We start from the raw sequence: 19663 nt of genomic DNA, 5'->3' as shown, positions 1-19663 counted from the left end.
ACCTCACTTTTTGACGTTAATCTTGAGTTTAGCTTTCGATTTCTGGTGGTATCACTCCCTTGTAGCTATTTTATGCAACATTATTAATCGCCGTTTTTATACCTACTCATATTTTTCATGAACTCACCTCGTTCATCTTAAGAATATAGGATTTACGTTTCGTGTGGCATGGGTATCACTCCTTAGGCTATTTTACGCAACAACCTATGTGTCTCCATTTTTATACCTACTAACATTTCTCATGAGCTTTACCTCACTTTTCTTAAGTTAACAGATTTGAGTTTGGTTTTCGACTTCTGGTGGTATCACTCCCTTGTAGCTATTTTATGCGACTGAATTAATCTCCGTTCTTGTACCGCCCTACTGTCATGCGGTCACGCTCCTCAGAGATGATTGGTAAAGTTATTTGTTTTGCCTACTGTTTTGTTTAGAGATCTTAGTCTCCGTTTTTGTACCTTGAAATATTTACTCTCACCATGGCTCTTACCTCCTTGATGAATCCTTATCTTCTTTACACTTTTAGTATAATGTAAACGCTTACTTTTGTCAATCTTTTTAACAGAAAAACGCATAATTTTTTGAAAAAAGATTTCTTTGCTACAATAGAGACATGTTAGATTTAAAAGAATACGGCATTGTCATGTGGGACGCTGAGAAAATCGCGTCTTTTCGTCGCACCCTCCTGGACTGGTACGATCGAGAGAAACGAGACCTCCCCTGGCGTAGGACTAGAAATCCATACTATATCTGGGTCAGTGAAATCATGCTACAACAAACCCAGGTTCAGACTGTTATTCCCTATTACGAGCGCTTTTTAGACTGGTTCCCAACAGTTAAGGATTTGGCCGAAGCCCCAGAAGAGAAGCTTCTCAAAGCTTGGGAGGGACTAGGCTACTATTCACGTGTCCGAAACATGCAAAAGGCTGCGCAACAAATCATGGATGACTTTGATGGTCAGTTTCCAGATACATATGAAAACATTGCCAAACTCAAGGGCATCGGACCCTATACTGCTGGTGCTATTTCTAGCATTGCTTTTGGGCTCCCAGAACCTGCTGTTGATGGTAATGTTATGCGGGTTATGGCTCGTCTCTTTGAGGTTAACTACGATATCGGAGACGCCAAAAATCGTAAGATTTTCCAAGCGATTATGGACATTTTGATTGACCCTGACCGTCCAGGTGACTTTAACCAGGCGCTTATGGACCTTGGGACTGATATCGAGTCAGCTAAAAATCCAAGACCCAACGAAAGCCCTATTCGCTTTTTCTGTGCAGCCTATCTCAATGGAACTTATGACAAATACCCCATCAAATTGCCAAAGAAAAAGCCTAAACCTATGCAAATTCAGGCTTTTATTATCAGAAATGCAAAGGGTGAATTTCTGCTCGAAAAAAATATCGAGGGACGTCTGCTAGGTGGTTTCTGGTCCTTCCCTATCATGGAAACAGACTTTATTAGCCAACAACTCAGCCTTTTTGAAAAGGATGATAGTATTCTCGAGACAGTCTCTCAAAAAGCTATTTTTGAGAAAGATTATTCCCTCAAACCAGAGTGGTCTAGCAATAATTTTGCACCCGTAAAGCATACCTTCAGCCATCAAAAATGGACCATCGAGATGGTGGAAGGTAGCGTTAATGACGATAAAGTCACTACCGATAAGGAGCTATGCTGGGTAGCGGCTGAGGACTTCGACCAGTTCCCAATGGCCACACCACAGAAGAAAATGATTAAAACTTATAAAGACAGCAAAAAAGGATAGCATTGAGTGCTACCCTTTTTCTTATGCATCAAGTTTATTGTGCTTCCGGCCACGCAAAGCAAGGTATACCTTTGAAAGAACTACTCCCAGAAAGATATAAAACAATTCCAAATAAGTCACATTTTTTGACATCAAAAATTCAATCATAATACGACACTCCTTTTTAGTAAGAACTCCTGTCGCTGTTCTCAGTTATGCCTCTATTATAGGTAAGATGGCCAATAAAAAATAGTGACATAAATGTCACTATGGAGGACAAAAAAGCCGAAACGTTTAAGTTTCGGCTTGAAAATTATTAATCGACTTTATAGAAGAAGTAACTGTCGTCAGTGGTTCCATAAATTGACTGACCACTCCAGATGCGGTCCTTACTTTTATCTGACTGATCATCAGCTTTCTCATTTGGTGATGATGTTACAGAACCGGTCAAGGCTACTCCTTTGGGTAAGAATGCAATCATTCCACCACCAGGACCAACTTCTTTTGGCACAAGTCCTGCTTTAAAAAAGCCATCAGCAATTTTACCATATTCAATTGCTACTTTCTCAGTATCACTCACTAACCCATTTTTATCAAAGGTCATCGTATAGCCTTTGCCATTCTTCCAAGTTCCAGCGATACTTGAGAAATCACCATTCTGAATAGCATTGATGTCCATACCAGTCTCTTTATTTGATTTGCTGTCGCTACTGCTTGCTTCTGTCTCGTCACTACTTGAGTCGTCAAAGTCATACCAATCCTCGACAGACAAATCAAGAGTCTGAGCGTCACCGAGACCAACCTTACTTGCACCGTCTGTTGTCTCAGACATACTGAAATCAACCGATTGAAGTTGGTTAAAGGCGCCATCCTTGATTTCATAGGTCTCAGCCTTGGCCTCAGGTCTCATACGCTGGAATTGTTGGCAGTAAATCGTACCATCTTTATAAAATTTCATGGTACTCAAGTAACCACCCTTGGCAAAGGTTCCAGCACTTTTTGCAAATACAGGCTTATCATCATTATCAAGATAATATAGCGCGTGAACACTGTCAGGGGTACCAATCAAAAGCTCAGCTGAACCATCATCGTTGATGTCTACATAGCTATATTGCACGTTTTCTCCTGCTCTTTTAGCATCAAAAATAGTGCTAGTCGCATAAGCTTCGTCAGACGAAAGATCACCTGGAACAGCTGATGTATCGCCGTTCAAAGCAATGGGACGATAGAGGTCCAAGACCGAAGCGTAGAGTTCATCGTAGCTCACTTCCCCAGTCTCAGATGAATCACTACTCACTTGCTCAGACTTAGAAGTACTGTCGCCTGAACCTGGAACGTCCGTATTTGTTGCGTTACAAGCTGTCAACAAGAACAAACTTGATAAGAGCGCAAATCCTGTTAACTTCTTTTTCATAACTATCCTTTCATAAGAAACGACCTAATATAAATATTAAATCATTTAAATCTCTCTGACATTATGTTAACAATTGTATGGTTGATAAGTCAAGTATTTTTTGAAAAATTAATTTATATTTATTTATCAAGAACACTTATATAATCATAGCTTTCACTATAATCCAACAATTCCATCCTCAATTAAATTAGAGTTTTGATTAAAATGTCTAGATATTGATTAGTGATTATTTTTACAATTACAAATATCTGCATCAAAAAAAGCCGAACCTCAGTCCAGCTTTCATCTGTCTATTTCTACTTGGTCATAAAGTAGGTGATAATCACCAATACTGCTACAATACCTAGGATAACAGCCAGAAATCCTAGCATGTAACGCAAGAGAAAATAGGTAAATGGAAAATTTTCTTTCATGTTTTACTTTGCCTCATACCATGTACGGCCGTCATTCTCATCTGCAATGAGTGGGACAGCGAGTTCGACTGCAGCTTCCATGGTTTCTTTAACCAAGGCTTTCATCGCTACAAGTTCATCGTTTGGCACCTCAAGGACGATTTCATCGTGCACTTGGAGGAGCATCTTAGTTTTATAGCCACCTTCTACCAAAGCCTTGTCTAAGTTAATCATAGCAATCTTGAGGACATCAGCAGCACTTCCCTGAATAGGCGAGTTGATGGCTGTACGCTCTGCGAAGTTGCGAACATTAAAGTTACGAGAATTGATATCTGGCAACTCACGACGGCGATGGAAGAGAGTTTCTACATATCCTTTATCCTTGGCCTCACGAACCACATTATCCATATAGGCCTTAATGCCTGGATAGCGCTCAAAGTAGGTGTCGATATACTCCTTGGCCTTCTTACGGCTAATGCCAAGGTTGTTAGAAAGGCCGAAGTCAGAAATGCCATAAACGATACCGAAGTTAACAGCCTTGGCGTTACGACGGTCGTTAGGTGTGACATCCTCTGGCTTTTCAATACCAAAGACACGCATGGCTGTAGAGGTATGGATATCTGCCCCCTCTTTAAAGGCAGCAATCAAATGCTCATCTCCCGAAATGTGGGCAAGCACGCGCAACTCAATCTGTGAATAATCTGAGCTTAAAAGCACTGCGTCCTCAGTCGATGGGACAAAGGCCTTACGGATGAGACGGCCTTGCTCCAAGCGAACGGGGATATTTTGCAAGTTTGGATCCACTGATGAGAGGCGACCTGTCTGTGTTAAATCTTGAACGTAACGGGTATGGATCTTGCCATCCTCAAGAATATAGTCCTGAAGCCCCAAGACATAGGTAGACTGAAGCTTGGTGATTTGGCGGTACTCCAAAATCTTGGCTACGATTGGAGCAATTGGTGCCAAACGTTCAAGGACATCAACAGCTGTCGAGTAACCAGTCTTAGTTTTCTTAGTGTATTCCAAAGGTAGTCCCATCTTTTCGAAGAGGATGACACCCAACTGTTTTGGCGAGTTGATATTAAACTCTTCGCCCGCCATTTCATAGATTTCTTGGGTCAATTTATCGATGACTACTTGGTTTTCCACTGCCATCTCGTTAAGGGTTTGTCCCTTAACCTTAATACCAGCGATTTCCATCTTAGCTAGCACATTTGCCAGTGGTAACTCCATATCAAAGAGGAGCTCTGATTGGCCGTGTTCAGCCAATTTTTCAAGCATGACAGGTTTAGCTACCTGAAGGACCTTGACTTTTTTAGCTAGGTGGCTGAGCAAGACCTCTTTTTCAGGAACAGCACGTTTAGCCCCTTTACCATAGACCACTTCATCTGTTTCAAGCGGCAAGTCTGTATAGAGACGGGCAATGGTTGACAATTCATTGTCCTCAACGGTTGAGAGGAGGTACTTGGCCAGACGGGCATCAAAATTAGCCGTAGGCAAGTCAATACCTAGATGGCTCAAGAGCACCTTACTACGCTTGAAATCGTAGATATTAACAGCTTTAGAAAGAGCTGCCTGGAAGGCTTCTGATTTGAGTAGGTCAGTATCTGTAGACGCATAAATCTGCTTGTCGTTACCCCATGCAAAACCGATGATAGGCTCAGTGTGATAATTGTCACCAAGGATTTCAAAATAAAAGAAATCATCAGGGCTGAAGTGATCTTCTGTCACTTGGCTTGGCTCAGTATAGGCCACATCAAAATCTTGTGGCACAGCCTCGCCACCAAGGGCATTTTTAAACTGAACAAAGCCCATCTCATCATAAAAGGCTGTCAATTTTTCAAGGTCAGGTCCCGTAAAGGCCGTGTCATCGAGACCAATTTCAATAGGTGACTGGGTATCAATAGTCGCCAGGGTCTTAGAAAGGAAGGCTTGTTCCTTGTCATTGATGAGATTTTCCTTCATTTTGGACTTCTTCATCTCGTCGATGTGGTTATAGATACCTTCAAGGGAACCGTGTTCCAAGAGGAGCTTGAGACCAGTCTTTTCACCAATCTTAGTAACCCCTGGAATATTATCAGATTTATCTCCCATAAGGGCTTTAAGGTCAATGAATTGCGCCGGAGTAATTCCCATCTTTTTCATGAGGTAGTCAGGTGTGAAGGCCTCAAACTCGGCTACACCTTTCTTCGAAATCTCAACGACTGTATTTTCGTCAGTCAGCTGAATCAAATCTTTATCCCCAGAAACAACTGTGATTTGGTAGTCCTCACTGGTATTTTCAGCCATCTTAGCTAAGGTACCGATAATGTCATCTGCTTCGTACTGAGCCAAGTCATAATAGGCGATGCCACGTGCAGCCAACATCTCACGGATATAAGGGAACTGCTCACGGAATTCCTCTGGAGTCTTGGCACGACCAGCCTTATAGTCCGCAAACATCTCTGTACGGAAAGTTGTTTTACCAGCATCAAAGGCTACCAAAACATGGGTCGGTTGGATACGCTCAAGCAGGTTGTCCAACATGAGGTGGAAACCGTAGATAGCATTGGTATGAAGTCCGTTATTGTTACGAAAACGGTCAATTTGATTATAAAGTGCGAAAAAGGCACGAAAGGCAACGGATGAACCGTCGATTAGGAGTAATTTTTTCTGATTAGTCATAGGTTTATTATAGCATAGATGGGAGCATTGGTTTTAATTGAAAATCTCTTATTTTAGGGAGACTCTTTTGTAAAATAGTCGTTCAAAAATAAAAAACTTCAAGGAAAATTGTTCAGAGATAAACTGTAAAAATAGCCAGTCAACATCTGATGACAAAAGCCCGCTTATAAAACTATCTCAAGCATTTCCCACCTCCACCCCCCCCTATAGTCAAATGTGTTATAATAGGAGCTATGAACACAAAGATTTTAGACCAATTAGAATTTAACAAGGTCAAGGACCAGTTCACAGAATACCTGCAGACTGAACAGGCTCAGGCGGAGTTGCGTGACTTGGTACCTATGACCAATCCAGAAAGAATTCAAAATCAATTTACAGAAATCCAAGAAATGGCAGAGATTTTCGTAGAGCACCATGGCTTTGCCATTGGTAGCTTGCGAGATATTTCTGAGCCCTTGCGTCGCTTGGAACTAGATGCTGACCTCAACATCCAGGAGCTCATTGCTATCAAGAAGGTGCTGCAAGCTTCTGCTGACCTTGGTCGCTTTTACGCTGACCTTGAAAATGTAGAGCTCATCGCCCTTAAACGTCTTTTCGAAAAGATTGAAGCCTTCCCAAGTCTACAAGGCAGTCTTCAGAGCATCAATGACGGTGGTTTTATTGAGCATTTTGCTAGCCCAGAGTTGCAAAATATTCGTCGTCAACTTAAATCTTGTGATGATGCCATTCGCCAGACCTTGCAAGACATTCTCAAGAAATCTGGCCACATGTTGGCTGAAAGTTTGATTGCTAGTCGTAACGGTCGTTCGGTGCTTCCTGTCAAAAATACCTACCGTAACCGTATTGCTGGGGTTGTGCATGACATCTCAAGCTCTGGAAACACAGTATATATCGAGCCACGTGCCGTTATCCAGCTCAACGAAGAAATTACACAATTACGTGCAGACGAACGCCACGAGATGGCCCGTATCCTGCATGAATTGTCTAATCAACTGCGCCCACAAGCTGCTGCTATCGCTAACAACGCTTGGATTTTGGGCCACATGGACTTCATTCGAGGAAAATACCTCTATCTCCATGATAAAAAAGCGGTTATTCCAAAGATTAGTGACAATCAAACACTACAACTACTTAACGTTCGTCACCCTCTCTTGGTCAATCCAGTAGCCAACGATTTGCGCTTTGATGAGGACCTCACGGCCATTGTCATCACAGGTCCCAATACTGGTGGTAAAACGGTCATGCTTAAAACGCTAGGACTAGCACAACTAATGGCTCAATCTGGTCTTCCAATTTTGGCTGATAAGGGCAGCCGTGTAGCCATTTTCCAAGAGATTTTTGCGGATATCGGAGATGAACAGTCTATCGAACAGAGTTTGTCAACATTCTCTAGTCACATGACCCACATTGTTGAGATTCTGAATGCTGCCGACAGTAACAGTCTGGTCTTGGTCGATGAGCTTGGGGCTGGTACCGACCCTCAGGAAGGGGCTAGTCTGGCCATGGCAATCTTAGAGCACCTCCGTTTAAGTCAGATTAAGACCATGGCTACCACTCACTATCCTGAGCTTAAGGCCTATGGGATTGAGACGCAACATGTGGAAAATGCCAGCATGGAGTTTGACACAGCGACTTTAAGTCCTACCTATCGTTTTATGCAGGGGGTTCCTGGTCGTTCTAATGCCTTTGAGATTGCTCGCCGCCTCGGTTTGAATGAAATTATTGTCAAGGAAGCAGAAAACCTCACAGATACTGATAGTGATGTCAACCGTATCATCGAGCAACTTGAAGCCCAAACTGTGGAAACACAAAAACGTCTGGAGCACATCAAGGACGTTGAGCAAGAGAACCTTAAATTCAACCGTGCGGTCAAGAAACTCTATAACGAATTCTCCCATGAGTACGATAAGGAACTCGAAAAGGCTCAGAAAGAAATTCAAGATATGGTGGATACAGCTTTGGCTGAGAGCGATAGTATTCTCAAAAATCTCCACGATAAGAGTCAACTCAAACCTCATGAAGTTATCGACGCCAAAGGAAAACTCAAGAAACTTGCCCCTCAAGTGGACCTCTCTAAGAATAAGGTCCTTCGTAAGGCCAAGAAAGAAAAGGCTGCGCGTGCCCCTCGTGTCGGAGATGATATCATCGTTACCGCCTATGGGCAACGGGGTACCCTTACCAGTCAAGCCAAAAATGGTAACTGGGAAGCCCAGGTCGGTCTCATCAAGATGACACTCAAGGCGGATGAATTCACTCTTGTTCGTGCCCAAGCTGAGGCGCAACAGCCTAAGAAAAAACAGATTAACGTAGTTAAAAAAGCCAAGAAGACATCTGGCGGTCCTCGTGCCCGTCTAGACCTTCGTGGGAAACGTTACGAAGAAGCTATGCAAGAGCTTGATGCCTTTATTGACCAAGCCCTACTTAATAACATGAGTCAGGTGGACATCATCCACGGTATTGGTACAGGTGTCATCCGTGATGCTGTTACCAAATATCTCCGCCGTCATCGCCATGTTAAAAGTTTTGAATATGCCCCACAAAGTGCTGGTGGTTCCGGATGTACCATTGCAACCTTAGGGTAAAAATAGATAAGAAAGACTGAGACCTTGTGTTCAGTCTTTTTTCATATGTTACCAAAACAAAGAACAAAAAAGCCTCCCTTAATCAAGGAAGACTTCTATTTTCTATATCACACTTGTCCACAAGTGCTGGATAATCTGACTAACTGGAAAATTCCAATTAATCAAAAGGCGCAAAACCCAGCTAGATGACAAGACCGTTTGAATGTTATTCATGGGAACAGTCGCAAGAATATTCCCCAACATAGTCAAAGGCACAAGACTCACTAAGGAGGCCAAGACACCACCTACCACTTGGTAACGTCTCTGATCAAGTCGCTCAATTCTCACAAAATGGAAGAAAATCCCAAGAAAGCGCAAACCATAATAAGCCACACAGTAAATGGCAAAATAAGCCACACCTGCATAATAGACACGGTCAAGCGAAAAGATGTTCTGATCTTTAAAGAAAGCTATACTAGCATCTTTGGTTGGATTGGTATAAGGTACCCAAAGATTGATAGCCTCTCCTAGCGACCGGTAAAAGTAGGCCGCTACACACATGGCAATAATGACTGAAACCACGTAATAAGCTTGCATAAAGAGGCCTCGACGGTAGCCAATGTAGAAATTCCAAGCCACGATAGCTAAGACAAGGAGTCCAATCATGCGTCATCCTCATCGTCATTTGTAGCTGTCGCCTTGACCTTAAGTTGTTCAAGTTGCTTAGCTCTCAACGTTTCCAACTCTTTTTCCATATCTTCAACTTGGATTTCACGTTCCAACTGAGTCGACAAAGAATTGATAGCCATTAGGATAGCAATCGTTTCATTGTCAGCATTTTTCATCTGCTCTTTGATAATTTTATATTTCTCATGGGCAACACGCTCAACCTCTTCCATGAATAGGTTATCCTTATCAGTTGTTAGCGTGAGGTTCTTCTCTCCAAAATGAAATTTGTAACGGTTCTTATTTGCCATTTGCTTGTTAACTGCCAATCAATGGTGGTCACGGATTCGCCACCGCAGCTTCTCCTTATTTTATTGCTTTTATATCGCCATTTTTTAGCAAGATTCAGACACTTACTCTGAGGCGTGTTCGACACTTAAATGCCAACCTATTTCTTCTAATTGTGGAAAAAAGAGCAGGGTTAGGCATTCTCTTTCTAATCATTATATCCTAAATTTTAACTTTCGTAAATTTTAGACTTTGCACTTCTCTAGAAAAATAATTTTCAGGGATTCCGAGTCTGTAAAATATCTACCAATTCTCCTTTTTTGTGCTAAAATAGATTTCATGGGCACAATCGTATTAAAAATGACAGCAGAGCAGATTTCGACACTCCAGAAGGACCTAGCAAGCTATGCGACTGCGACTAAAAATCCTTATGCAAGTTTTTCAGCCAAGGTCGATGGAATAAGTGTCATCGCCTATACTTCAGGAAAGGTAACTTTCCAAGGTGCTAAGCCAGAAATCCTAGCTAGCCGTTTTGGATACCAAGCTGAACCTAAGCATTCACCTGATGGGCAAAACATAGCCCTAATTGGATCAGACGAAGTCGGAAATGGCTCCTATTTTGGTGGTCTAGCTGTTGTAGCTAGTCTAGTTACCCCAGCTGACCATACCTTTTTGAAATCTCTAGGAGTTGATGATTCTAAAAATCTTAACGATATCAAGATTCGTCAGATTGCACCTATTTTGGAGGAGAAAATTCCTCACAAGGCACTCCTTCTTTCGCCTAGAAAGTACAATGAAGTGGTTGGAGACGGTAAGAGTCATAATGCTGTGTCCGTTAAAGTAGCCCTCCATAATCAGGCTATCTTCCTATTGTTACAATCAGGTGCTAAACCAGATAAGATTGTCATCGATGCCTTCACCAGCGAGAAAAATTATCAAAAATATCTCAAGAACGAACGTAATCGCTTTGACTTTCCTATTACTTTAGAAGAAAAAGCCGAAGGTAAATACCTAGCTGTCGCGGTGAGCTCTATCATCGCCCGCAATCTCTTCCTGGAAAATCTGGATAAACTCAGCCAAGAAGTAGGTTATACTCTTCCTTCAGGTGCTGGTGCTAAGTCCGACCAGATCGCAGCCAAGCTTCTTCAAGCCTACGGAGATCAGGCTCTCCAAGCTACTGCTAAATATCATTTCGCCAATACTAAAAAAGCCTACCAACGCTTAAAATAACCCTGAAAGGCCTTAACTATGAAAAACAAATGGACCCAATACTTCCTCATTTTACTTAGTGAATGGGGACTCTTTATCCTCTTTATCACATTCTTCCTCTTGACTCGCCTCTTCCTTTGGCTCCCTGTCCAAGTTGATGGCCACTCAATGGATCCTACTCTAGCCAATAATCAACGTGTTATTGTTTTGAAACACACATCCATTGAACGCTTCGATATTGTCGTTGCCAAGGAAGTCGAAGATGGTAAGACGAAGCAAATCGTCAAACGTATCATCGGTATGCCAGGTGATACCATTACCTATCAAAACGATAAACTTACTGTCAACGGTAAAGAAGTCAAGGAAGAATACCTCAAAGAATTCCAGGCTGCCTTTGCCAAAGATAAGCTACAAAAAGAGTATGCTTACAAGGACGACAAGAGCAAGAGCGGCTACTTCCAACAATTGGCTAAGGATGCCAAGGCCTTTACAACCAATGCTGACGGTAACACGACCTTCTCTGTCACTGTTCCTGAAGGCAAATATTTCCTACTTGGAGACAACCGTATTGTTTCCAAAGATAGTCGAGCAGTTGGTTACTTTGACAAGAGTGCTCTTGTAGGGGAAGTCAAATTCCGCTTCTGGCCACTTAGTAAAATTGGTACCGTTGAGGACAATTAAAAACACTAAATAAGATAAGGTTGGGGAAACCCAGCCTTATTATGTATCTAGGAAAAACACATGCAAGAATTTTATTTTTCAGGAACTATCGAACGCGTCATTTTCGAAAACGCTAGTAATTTTTTCCGTATTCTACTCTTAGAAATTGACGAAACAGACAGTGATTTTGAAGACTACGAAATCATTGTCACAGGAACTATGGGGGATGTCATGGAGGGTGAAGACTATACCTTCTGGGGCCAACTAACCAATCACCCTAAATATGGGGAACAGCTACAAATGACCCGCTACGAGCGTTCAAAACCTTCTGCCAGCGGTCTTATCAAATATTTTGCCAGCGACAATTTCAAAGGAATCGGTAAGAAAACGGCCGAGCGTATTGTCGAAATTTACGGAGAAGACCCTATTGACAAGATTCTCGAGGATCCTAGCGAGTTAGAGCAGATCCCCAACCTCTCCAAGGTCAATCGAGAAGCCTTTGTTGCTAAGTTAAAAATCAATTATGGAGCCGAGCAAGTCCTGTCCAAACTTTCTAGCTATGGCCTCACACCAAAGGCCGCCTCACAAATTTTCAACCAATATAAGGAAGAGTCACTAAATCTTATTGAGGAACACCCTTATCTATTAGTAGAGGAGATTCAAGGAATCGGTTTTAAAATGGCTGACCAACTAGCTGAACGTCTTGGAATTGCTAGTGATGCTCCTGAGCGTTTACGAGCTGCCTTGATTCATTGTCTACTAGAAGCCAGTATGGAAGAAGGCGACACCTACATAGAAGCCAAAGCCTTGCTTGAACGGACCATCATTCTTTTGGAAGGTGCTCGTCCGATTGAACTTGACCCCGCCTTGGTCGCTAACCAATTAACCAATCTTATCCAAGAGGATAAGGTGCAAAATGTAGAGACTAAAATCTTTGATAATACCCTATATTTTGCGGAACAGGGCATCTATACCCACCTAACTCGTATCATGAAGGACCAACCTGACGTCAGCTCTGAAGACAAAATCTTAGACAGCCTTGAAGGGGTGGAAGAGGAGCTTGGTATTACTTATGATCAGGTTCAAAAAGATGCCATTATCAAAGCCCTACAAAGCAAGGTCTTCATCCTGACAGGTGGTCCCGGAACAGGGAAAACCACTGTTATTAACGGCATTATTAAAACCTATGCTGACCTCCATGGCCTAGATCTCAAAAAGTCTGATTTACCTATTATTTTAGCAGCACCAACGGGACGGGCTGCTCGTCGGATGAACGAACTCACCCAACTCCCTAGCGCCACTATTCATAGACATTTAGGCCTCAATAGCGAGGACGATTTTAAGACCTTAGAGGACTATCTCGATTGCGATTTGATTATCATCGACGAGTTCTCTATGGTTGATACTTGGTTGGCCAATCAACTCTTTGAAAGTATCTCTGATTCAACCCAAGTTATCATTGTGGGTGACCAAGACCAACTACCTTCCGTAGGCCCTGGCCAAGTCTTGGCTGACCTTTTGCAGATTGATAACTTGCCTAAAGTTTCCCTAACCAAAATTTTCAGACAATCCGAGGATTCCACTATCGTTACCCTAGCTAGCCAGATGCGCCAAGGCCAACTACCCGCTGATTTCACAGAGAAAAAGGCTGACCGCTCTTACTTTGAGGCCAATGCCAACCATATTCCACAGATGGTTCCTAAAATCGTCTCTGCTGCGATAAAGAGTGGGATTGCAGCTCAGGATGTTCAGATTCTAGCCCCCATGTACCGAGGACAGGCTGGTATTAACAATCTCAATACCATTATGCAAGACCTACTTAATCCTAAAGAAAAGGCCAATCAGTTCGCCTTTAATGATATCTTCTTCCGCAAAAACGACAAGATTCTCCATCTGGTCAACGATACAGAACTCAATGTCTTCAATGGCGACATCGGAATCATTACTGATCTCATTCCTGGTAAATATACTGAAAGCAAACAGGACGAAATTTACATGTCCTTCGACGGCAATGAGGTTATCTATCCTCGTAACGAATGGAATAAGATTACTCTGGCCTATGCTATGTCAATCCACAAATCCCAAGGGAGTGAGTTCCCAGTCGTTATCCTTCCCATCACACGCCAAAGTGGGCGTATGCTACAACGTAACCTCATTTACACCGCAATCACACGCGCCAAGAGTAAACTAGTCATGCTGGGGGAAATCGTAGCCTTCGATTATGCTGTTCACAACGAGGGAGCTAAACGAAATACTTATCTCATCCAACGTTTTGAACAAACTTATACACAAGCTGTTGATAAGTCTGTCGAAAAGATTGTTAAAAACGAGGCAACAGACGCATCCAATCAAACAAAAAAGGAAAACAACGAATCCTCAGAACCCCTTGAAAACAAAGACATTTCGGAAAATATCAATCCATCCCCAGATCTTGTTAACACTTATTCACAGCCTGTGGATAAGTCTGTTAACAAACCTGTGCAAACCGAAGAAAACTATCGTTTAACTGAGGATAATTGGTCAACTATAGATCCAATGATTGGTCTCAGTGAAGACGATATTGCTGCCTTTTTTAACAATAACTAAAAAAGACTTGGAAAGCGACTCACTAAGAGCAACTCCAAGTCTTTTCATTTACTAAAACACTAAACGAATCAGGGCCATAGATACTATACCGACGATTACTGCATAGAGCAGATTTTTGCTCTTAAATGCTACAATTACCGTTGACACAGTAGCCAGTATTTCCATCCACTTAAACTGTGGCAAGTGACCAATCTTCTCAGTCGTGAGACTAGAGAGAATCAGAGCAAAGAGGATAGAAACTGGTAAGTAGTGCAAAAATCGAACAACGATATCTGGTAAGCCCTTGTATTTCACTAAAACAAAGGGGAGAACACGGGGCACCCAGCTAACCACAAACCCAAGTAGAATGGCAATGAGAATAAACTTATTGACGGCCATCACACATCACCCCCACACTACATCCAACTAAAGTAGCCACTAAAACAGCCAAAGATTCCGACAAGATGACACTAAAGCTCAGATAAGCCACAGCAATAGATAGTAAAATCAAGAATAGCTTACGCACGCCTTCACCTAACAAAGCATCTATCTGACTACTTAACAAACCTATAAACATGGCAATCAAGGCAAAATCCAAACCAAAAAGCTCAGGATTAGGAATCATGGAACCAATCAAACACCCAACAACTGATGATACAATCCAAACCAGATAGCTGAAAATATTGTTCCCATGCATCCAGTTCGCAGAAATATCTTTATGATGCACATATTCTCCCAACAAGACACCATAACTTTCATCCGTAATCAGACTACCAATTCCCAGCTGATTCCAGAGGCTTGTTTTTGTAAAAATCGTCGTTACATGTAAACTCATCAACATGTTACGCAAATTAACTAAGAAAACAGTCAAGGTTAACTCACCAAGGCTAGCTCCTGCAACTACTAATGCACACATAGCAAACTGAGCCGAGCCACCATAGACCAAGGCACACATGAGGCCAACCTCAAGGGCCGATAGACCAGAAGCCGCCGCTACAACACCAAAGGCTAGGCCAATAGCCACATATCCTAGGGCTGTCGGTACTGCAGCTTTTACACCTAAACGAAAGGCAGACACACTCAATTCCTTTCTAAAGGAACCTCTTACCAGACTAGTAAGAGGTTCTTCTTATTCTTCAAATCCTGCAAAGGCAAGACTTGGTTTTGCATTCAAGTCCAACTCAGCAAAATGTTTCTGATCACATTCAATGGCAGCTGCTAGGGCAATCATGCCAGCATTATCACCACAGAGACGTAAAGGCGGAATAACCACATCTACATCCGTAATTTCTTCAGCCAAACGTTCACGTAAGCCCTGATTAGCTGCTACGCCACCAGCAACAACAAGTGTCTTAACAGGATAACGTTCCAAGGCTTTCTTAGTCTTAGCTAGGAGAATATCCAACACAGCAGCTTGGAAGGAAGCACAAAGGTCCTCTTTGACTAGAACTTCTCCCTTCTGTTCTGCATTGTGATGCAAATTGATGAAAGCAGACTTTAGGCCTGAAAATGAAAACTCCAAGTGGTCTTCCTTAATCATAGCGCGTGGAAAATCATAAACATCTTTCCCTTTATGAGCCAATTCATCAATTTCACGCCCAGCTGGGTAGGTCAAACCCATCACACGCCCAACCTTATCATAGGCCTCACCAACTGCATCATCACGTGTCTCACCAACAATCTTGTAATTTCCTGGTTCTGACACATAAACCAACTCTGTGTGTCCCCCAGACACCAAAAGTGCTAGGAGGGGGTATTCCAACTCTTGTACCTCACGCGCTGCCATAAGATGCCCAGCCATATGATTAACTGGAATCAAAGGCAATCCATGTGCCCAAGCGAAGGCCTTAGCCGCTGCCATCCCGACCAAGAGCGCTCCGACCAAACCAGGACCATAGGTTACTGCTACAGCATCTAGTTGTTCAGCAGTAATGCCCGCCTCTGAAAGGGCATCCTTAATGCAAAGAGTCACCACTTCCACATGGTGACGACTAGCCACCTCAGGGACAACACCACCAAAACGTTTATGACTTTCCACCTGACTGGCAATAATATTACTCAAAAGTTCCTTCTCATTTTTCAAAACGGCAACTGAAGTCTCATCACATGAGCTCTCCACTGCCAAAATATATCTATCTGCCATTAGACTTCCTCTCGCCTCATGATAACTGCATCTTCTTGAGGCTCATGATAATAATTTTTCCGAATTCCTAGACTTTCAAAACCAAATTTTCTATAAAGTGCCTGAGCGACTTGATTTGAAGACCTCACTTCTAGAAATATAGGCTCACTACGCTCTTCCAAATGATTCATCAGCTGACTAGCATAACCACGCCCCTGATAAGCTTTTAAAACGGCGATATTGGTCACCTCAAGCTCACCCACCAAATTTTGAAGGGCTAAAAAACCAACAACTTCTTCCTGGTCATAAACATAGAAATACTCAGTAGTATCCAAAGCCAAGTCCGCTACCACTTGTTCTATCGTCCACGGAGATTTGTCATAAACATCCGACAAAATCCGATAAATCAGTTGAGCTTGCTCTTGGCTACTCAATCTAGACGCGCTTGATGTAGTTGTCACGTTTAGTCTCCTCATGCGTCTTAAGCCAATTCTCTTCCGCCTCAACCCGCTTCAAGTAATGTGGAACAAAGGCATCCACATCAACAGAAGGCAAGGACAAGCCTAAACGACCAATTAACTGAGCTGATGGGAGGCTAGACAAGATCGTTGCCTCTGGAAGATTTTCCTTAATCTGATCCGCAAAATTAGCCACTTCACCGACAAATGTCACCTTTTCATAAACTTTAGCTTGCTCAAGAACATCTGTAAAGGCAGCATGACAATCAGGGACGATAGCCTGACCATTTTCATAAAAACCAACGTAAACATTATTACGACGGGCATCCATGATAGGAATCACAACACCGACAACCGAAAGGTTTGTCAGCGCCTGTAGACTTGAAACCCCCACTAAATCAATGTCAAGCGCATAGGCTAACGTCTTAGCTGTTGCGACAGCCACACGAAGCCCGGTGTAGGATCCAGGCCCCTGTGCAACCACAATACGTTCTAAATCAGACGGCTGCCAGCCTGCCTGAGTAACTAAAAAATCAATGGTGGGCATTAAACTAATACTGTGGTTCTTTTTTACTGTGACAGTTGTTTCTGCCACTAGTTTCTCATCTTCCAACAAGGCTACTGATAAAGCAGTGCTAGAAGTATCAAATGCTAATATTTTCATCTTTTTTCCTTGTTTCCTTTTATGCTTTTCTATTATAACACAAGTCACTGTTTCCCAGAAACGAACATTTTCCAACTTTTTCCGCCATTTTCTTTATCTAGCCCTTATCTTATGGTACAATAATAGTAATTGTTAAACGAATCAAGGCTACTAGCTATTACTCATAAAGTGAATATCATAACGTCAAGTAAATCATGGAAAGATTAACTTGACCGGTTTTTTTATAGAATGGCAGAGCCTTTTGGAAAGAAAGGAAAACCATGATTTATAAAGTCTTTTACCAAGAAACTAAAGAGCGTAATCCACGCCGTGAACAGACAAAATCACTCTACCTAGATATCGATGCAGAAACTGAACTTGAGGGACGTATCCAAGCTCGTCAAATCATCGAAAAAAACACTGCCTATAACATCGAATTCATCGAGCTCCTCTCAGAAAAAGCCCTTGAATACGAAAAAGAAACAGGCGTTTTTGAAGTAACGGAGTTCTAAGACCATGGCATCAAAAATCAATCTAAAACCTGAAGAAGTTGGGGTTTATGCGATTGGTGGTTTGGGGGAAATCGGTAAAAACACCTATGGTATTGAATACCAAGATGAGATTATCATCGTCGATGCGGGTATTAAATTCCCCGAAGACGATCTTCTCGGAATCGACTATGTCATCCCAGACTATTCTTACATCGTTGAAAACGTTGATCGTGTAAAGGCACTTGTCATTACCCACGGTCACGAAGACCATATTGGTGGGATTCCCTTCCTTCTTAAACAGGCAAATATCCCAATTTATGCAGGACCGCTTGCTCTTGCTCTTATCAAAGGAAAATTGGAAGAACACGGACTACTTCGTGACGCACAACTCTACGAAATTAATGCTAATACAGAGCTTACTTTCAAAAATATGAGCGTGACCTTCTTCCGCACTACTCACTCAATTCCAGAACCTCTCGGTATTGTCATCCATACACCTCAAGGTAAAATTGTGTGTACCGGTGACTTTAAGTTTGACTTCACACCAGTAGGGGAACCAGCAGACCTTCACCGTATGGCTGCACTTGGTGAGGAAGGCGTTCTTTGCCTCCTCTCAGACTCAACCAATGCTGAAGTACCAACTTTCACTAATTCCGAGAAGGTTGTTGGCCAATCCATTATGAAAATTATTGAAGGCATCCACGGACGTATTATTTTCGCCTCATTTGCCTCAAACATTTTCCGTCTTCAACAAGCTGCCGAAGCCGCTGTAAAAACTGGCCGTAAGATTGTTGTCTTCGGACGTTCTATGGAAAAAGCCATTGTCAATGGGGTTGAACTAGGTTACATCAAGGTTCCAAAAGGTACTATCATTGATCCTAGTGAGATGAAAAACTATCATGCCAGTGAGATTCTTATCATGTGTACCGGTTCTCAAGGGGAGCCTATGGCGGCCCTTGCACGTATCGCCAATGGGATGCACCGCCAAGTGACACTACAACCTGGTGACACTGTCATCTTCTCATCTAGTCCTATTCCAGGTAACACCACTAGTGTTAACCGTCTGATTAATACCATTCAAGAAGCTGGTGTTGATGTTATCCACGGTAAAATCAACAATATCCATACCTCTGGACACGGTGGTCAACAAGAGCAAAAACTAATGCTTCGTTTGATAAAACCAAAATTCTTCATGCCTGTTCACGGTGAATACCGCATGCAGAAAGTCCACGCAGGTCTTGCTGTTGATTGTGGCGTTCCAAAAGATAATATCTTCATTATGGAAAATGGTGATGTCTTAGCCCTAACAAAAGACTCTGCGCGTCGTGCAGGTCACTTCAATGCTCAAGATATCTATGTTGATGGTAATGGTATTGGGGATATCGGAGCTGCCGTTCTTCGTGATCGTCGTGATCTTTCTGAAGATGGTGTCGTACTTGCCGTAGCTACTGTTGACTTCAAGTCTAAGATGATTCTAGCTGGTCCAGACATCCTCAGTCGTGGCTTCATCTATATGCGTGAATCTGGCGATCTTATCCGCGAAAGCCAACGCATTCTATTCAATGCTATTCGTATCGCTCTTAAGAACAAAGATGCTAGCATCCAATCTGTTAACGGAGCTATCGTCAATGCTTTACGCCCATTCCTATATGAAAAAACAGAACGTGAACCAATCATTATTCCAATGATTCTCACACCTGATAAATAAAAAAGGCTCTTTTCTACCATTTGTCAAGTCTATCAAGGCTTTAAGTAAAAAAAGAGATAAGACAGTAACTATTCTGAGGTT

General features: G+C 42.4%; 16 protein-coding genes. 7 read left to right on the top strand and 9 right to left on the bottom strand.

What is annotated here, in order from left to right; genetic code table 11:
- Positions 1 to 610 precede the first annotated feature (610 nt).
- Positions 611 to 1762, top strand: coding sequence for an A/G-specific adenine glycosylase (mutY, locus tag H7T93_RS09385; protein ID WP_195918146.1), 1152 nt, complete (start codon positions 611 to 613; stop codon positions 1760 to 1762).
- 295 nt (positions 1763 to 2057) lie between these two features.
- Here mutY and H7T93_RS09380 read toward each other — a convergent pair whose 3' ends face one another.
- Complete coding sequence (locus H7T93_RS09380; RefSeq protein ID WP_021146497.1) at positions 2058 to 3155, bottom strand: DUF6287 domain-containing protein; 1098 nt, start codon at positions 3153 to 3155, stop codon at positions 2058 to 2060.
- 416 nt (positions 3156 to 3571) lie between these two features.
- Positions 3572 to 6211, bottom strand: a complete 2640-nt coding sequence (gene polA, locus H7T93_RS09375; RefSeq protein ID WP_201041919.1) for a DNA polymerase I — start codon at positions 6209 to 6211, stop codon at positions 3572 to 3574.
- A gap of 233 nt (positions 6212 to 6444) precedes the next feature.
- Here polA and H7T93_RS09370 point away from each other — a divergent pair, with 233 nt between their 5' ends.
- Positions 6445 to 8793 (top strand): endonuclease MutS2, encoded by a 2349-nt coding sequence (locus tag H7T93_RS09370; RefSeq protein ID WP_201041917.1) that lies wholly within the window; start codon positions 6445 to 6447, stop codon positions 8791 to 8793.
- 102 nt (positions 8794 to 8895) lie between these two features.
- On the opposite strand, the gene H7T93_RS09365 is transcribed toward H7T93_RS09370, so the two are convergent.
- Positions 8896 to 9438, bottom strand: coding sequence for a CvpA family protein (locus H7T93_RS09365; protein ID WP_070654666.1), 543 nt, complete (start codon positions 9436 to 9438; stop codon positions 8896 to 8898).
- Positions 9435 to 9749 carry a cell division protein ZapA gene (zapA, locus tag H7T93_RS09360; protein ID WP_004183554.1) on the bottom strand — a complete coding sequence of 105 codons (315 nt, stop codon included), beginning with the start codon at positions 9747 to 9749 and terminating at the stop codon, positions 9435 to 9437. Before zapA ends, H7T93_RS09365 begins: the two co-directional genes overlap by 4 nt.
- A 316-nt stretch (positions 9750 to 10065) precedes the next feature.
- Between zapA and rnhC the strand changes: the two genes are divergently transcribed.
- The 3 genes from rnhC to H7T93_RS09345 are packed head-to-tail and all read left to right on the top strand — an operon-like array spanning position 10066 to position 14181.
- Positions 10066 to 10956, top strand: a complete 891-nt coding sequence (rnhC, locus tag H7T93_RS09355; protein ID WP_201041915.1) for a ribonuclease HIII — start codon at positions 10066 to 10068, stop codon at positions 10954 to 10956.
- A gap of 18 nt (positions 10957 to 10974) precedes the next feature.
- On the top strand, positions 10975 to 11616 hold the full coding sequence (gene lepB, locus H7T93_RS09350) for a signal peptidase I (RefSeq protein ID WP_004183556.1): 642 nt from the start codon (positions 10975 to 10977) through the stop codon (positions 11614 to 11616).
- A 60-nt stretch (positions 11617 to 11676) separates the two neighbouring features.
- Positions 11677 to 14181, top strand: a complete 2505-nt coding sequence (locus H7T93_RS09345) for an ATP-dependent RecD-like DNA helicase (RefSeq protein ID WP_201041913.1) — start codon at positions 11677 to 11679, stop codon at positions 14179 to 14181.
- A 51-nt stretch (positions 14182 to 14232) separates the two neighbouring features.
- Here the strand turns inward: H7T93_RS09345 and H7T93_RS09340 are convergent, their stop codons facing one another.
- From H7T93_RS09340 to tsaB, 5 genes are read right to left on the bottom strand one after another with little or no spacing between them, the layout of a single operon-like run.
- A complete protein-coding gene (locus H7T93_RS09340; RefSeq protein WP_201041911.1) occupies positions 14233 to 14559 on the bottom strand; it encodes an AzlD domain-containing protein in 327 nt (108 codons plus the stop codon).
- The gene (locus tag H7T93_RS09335; protein WP_201041905.1) at positions 14546 to 15238 is read right to left on the bottom strand and encodes an AzlC family ABC transporter permease; all 693 of its coding nucleotides are present in this window, start codon (positions 15236 to 15238) and stop codon (positions 14546 to 14548) included. The genes H7T93_RS09340 and H7T93_RS09335 overlap by 14 nt, the downstream gene beginning before the upstream one ends.
- A 51-nt stretch (positions 15239 to 15289) precedes the next feature.
- On the bottom strand, positions 15290 to 16303 hold the full coding sequence (gene tsaD / locus H7T93_RS09330; protein ID WP_037599075.1) for a tRNA (adenosine(37)-N6)-threonylcarbamoyltransferase complex transferase subunit TsaD: 1014 nt from the start codon (positions 16301 to 16303) through the stop codon (positions 15290 to 15292).
- Positions 16303 to 16758: a ribosomal protein S18-alanine N-acetyltransferase gene (gene rimI, locus H7T93_RS09325; protein ID WP_195918151.1), complete on the bottom strand. Its 456-nt coding sequence runs from the start codon at positions 16756 to 16758 to the stop codon at positions 16303 to 16305. Before rimI ends, tsaD begins: the two co-directional genes overlap by 1 nt.
- Complete coding sequence (gene tsaB, locus H7T93_RS09320; protein WP_175057805.1) at positions 16718 to 17404, bottom strand: tRNA (adenosine(37)-N6)-threonylcarbamoyltransferase complex dimerization subunit type 1 TsaB; 687 nt, start codon at positions 17402 to 17404, stop codon at positions 16718 to 16720. Before tsaB ends, rimI begins: the two co-directional genes overlap by 41 nt.
- A 260-nt stretch (positions 17405 to 17664) precedes the next feature.
- On the opposite strand from tsaB, the gene H7T93_RS09315 reads away from it, so the two are divergent.
- Together H7T93_RS09315 and rnjA are read left to right on the top strand one after the other, a co-directional pair.
- Positions 17665 to 17895 (top strand): DNA-dependent RNA polymerase subunit epsilon, encoded by a 231-nt coding sequence (locus H7T93_RS09315; RefSeq protein ID WP_002884752.1) that lies wholly within the window; start codon positions 17665 to 17667, stop codon positions 17893 to 17895.
- Positions 17896 to 17899: 4 nt separating this feature from the next.
- The gene (gene rnjA, locus H7T93_RS09310) at positions 17900 to 19582 is read left to right on the top strand and encodes a ribonuclease J1 (RefSeq protein WP_002884294.1); all 1683 of its coding nucleotides are present in this window, start codon (positions 17900 to 17902) and stop codon (positions 19580 to 19582) included.
- Positions 19583 to 19663: the final 81 nt, after the last annotated feature.

It is taken from the genome of Streptococcus sp. 9.1 (genome assembly GCF_016648815.1).
Classification (GTDB): Bacteria; Bacillota; Bacilli; order Lactobacillales; family Streptococcaceae; genus Streptococcus; species Streptococcus salivarius_E.
This window is presented reverse-complemented; position numbering and strand designations above follow the sequence as displayed.

Excerpts from the sequence above, each read along its gene's own strand:
- mutY (WP_195918146.1), top strand. The coding sequence starts at position 611 with ATGTTAGATTTAAAAGAATACGGCATTGTCATGTGGGACGCTGAGAAA.
- H7T93_RS09380 (WP_021146497.1), bottom strand. The coding sequence starts at position 3,155 with ATGAAAAAGAAGTTAACAGGATTTGCGCTCTTATCAAGTTTGTTCTTG.
- polA (WP_201041919.1), bottom strand. The coding sequence starts at position 6,211 with ATGACTAATCAGAAAAAATTACTCCTAATCGACGGTTCATCCGTTGCC.
- H7T93_RS09370 (WP_201041917.1), top strand. The coding sequence starts at position 6,445 with ATGAACACAAAGATTTTAGACCAATTAGAATTTAACAAGGTCAAGGAC.
- H7T93_RS09365 (WP_070654666.1), bottom strand. The coding sequence starts at position 9,438 with ATGATTGGACTCCTTGTCTTAGCTATCGTGGCTTGGAATTTCTACATT.
- zapA (WP_004183554.1), bottom strand. The coding sequence starts at position 9,749 with ATGGCAAATAAGAACCGTTACAAATTTCATTTTGGAGAGAAGAACCTC.
- rnhC (WP_201041915.1), top strand. The coding sequence starts at position 10,066 with ATGGGCACAATCGTATTAAAAATGACAGCAGAGCAGATTTCGACACTC.
- lepB (WP_004183556.1), top strand. The coding sequence starts at position 10,975 with ATGAAAAACAAATGGACCCAATACTTCCTCATTTTACTTAGTGAATGG.
- H7T93_RS09345 (WP_201041913.1), top strand. The coding sequence starts at position 11,677 with ATGCAAGAATTTTATTTTTCAGGAACTATCGAACGCGTCATTTTCGAA.
- H7T93_RS09340 (WP_201041911.1), bottom strand. The coding sequence starts at position 14,559 with ATGGCCGTCAATAAGTTTATTCTCATTGCCATTCTACTTGGGTTTGTG.
- tsaD (WP_037599075.1), bottom strand. The coding sequence starts at position 16,303 with ATGGCAGATAGATATATTTTGGCAGTGGAGAGCTCATGTGATGAGACT.
- rimI (WP_195918151.1), bottom strand. The coding sequence starts at position 16,758 with ATGAGGAGACTAAACGTGACAACTACATCAAGCGCGTCTAGATTGAGT.
- tsaB (WP_175057805.1), bottom strand. The coding sequence starts at position 17,404 with ATGAAAATATTAGCATTTGATACTTCTAGCACTGCTTTATCAGTAGCC.
- H7T93_RS09315 (WP_002884752.1), top strand. The coding sequence starts at position 17,665 with ATGATTTATAAAGTCTTTTACCAAGAAACTAAAGAGCGTAATCCACGC.
- rnjA (WP_002884294.1), top strand. The coding sequence starts at position 17,900 with ATGGCATCAAAAATCAATCTAAAACCTGAAGAAGTTGGGGTTTATGCG.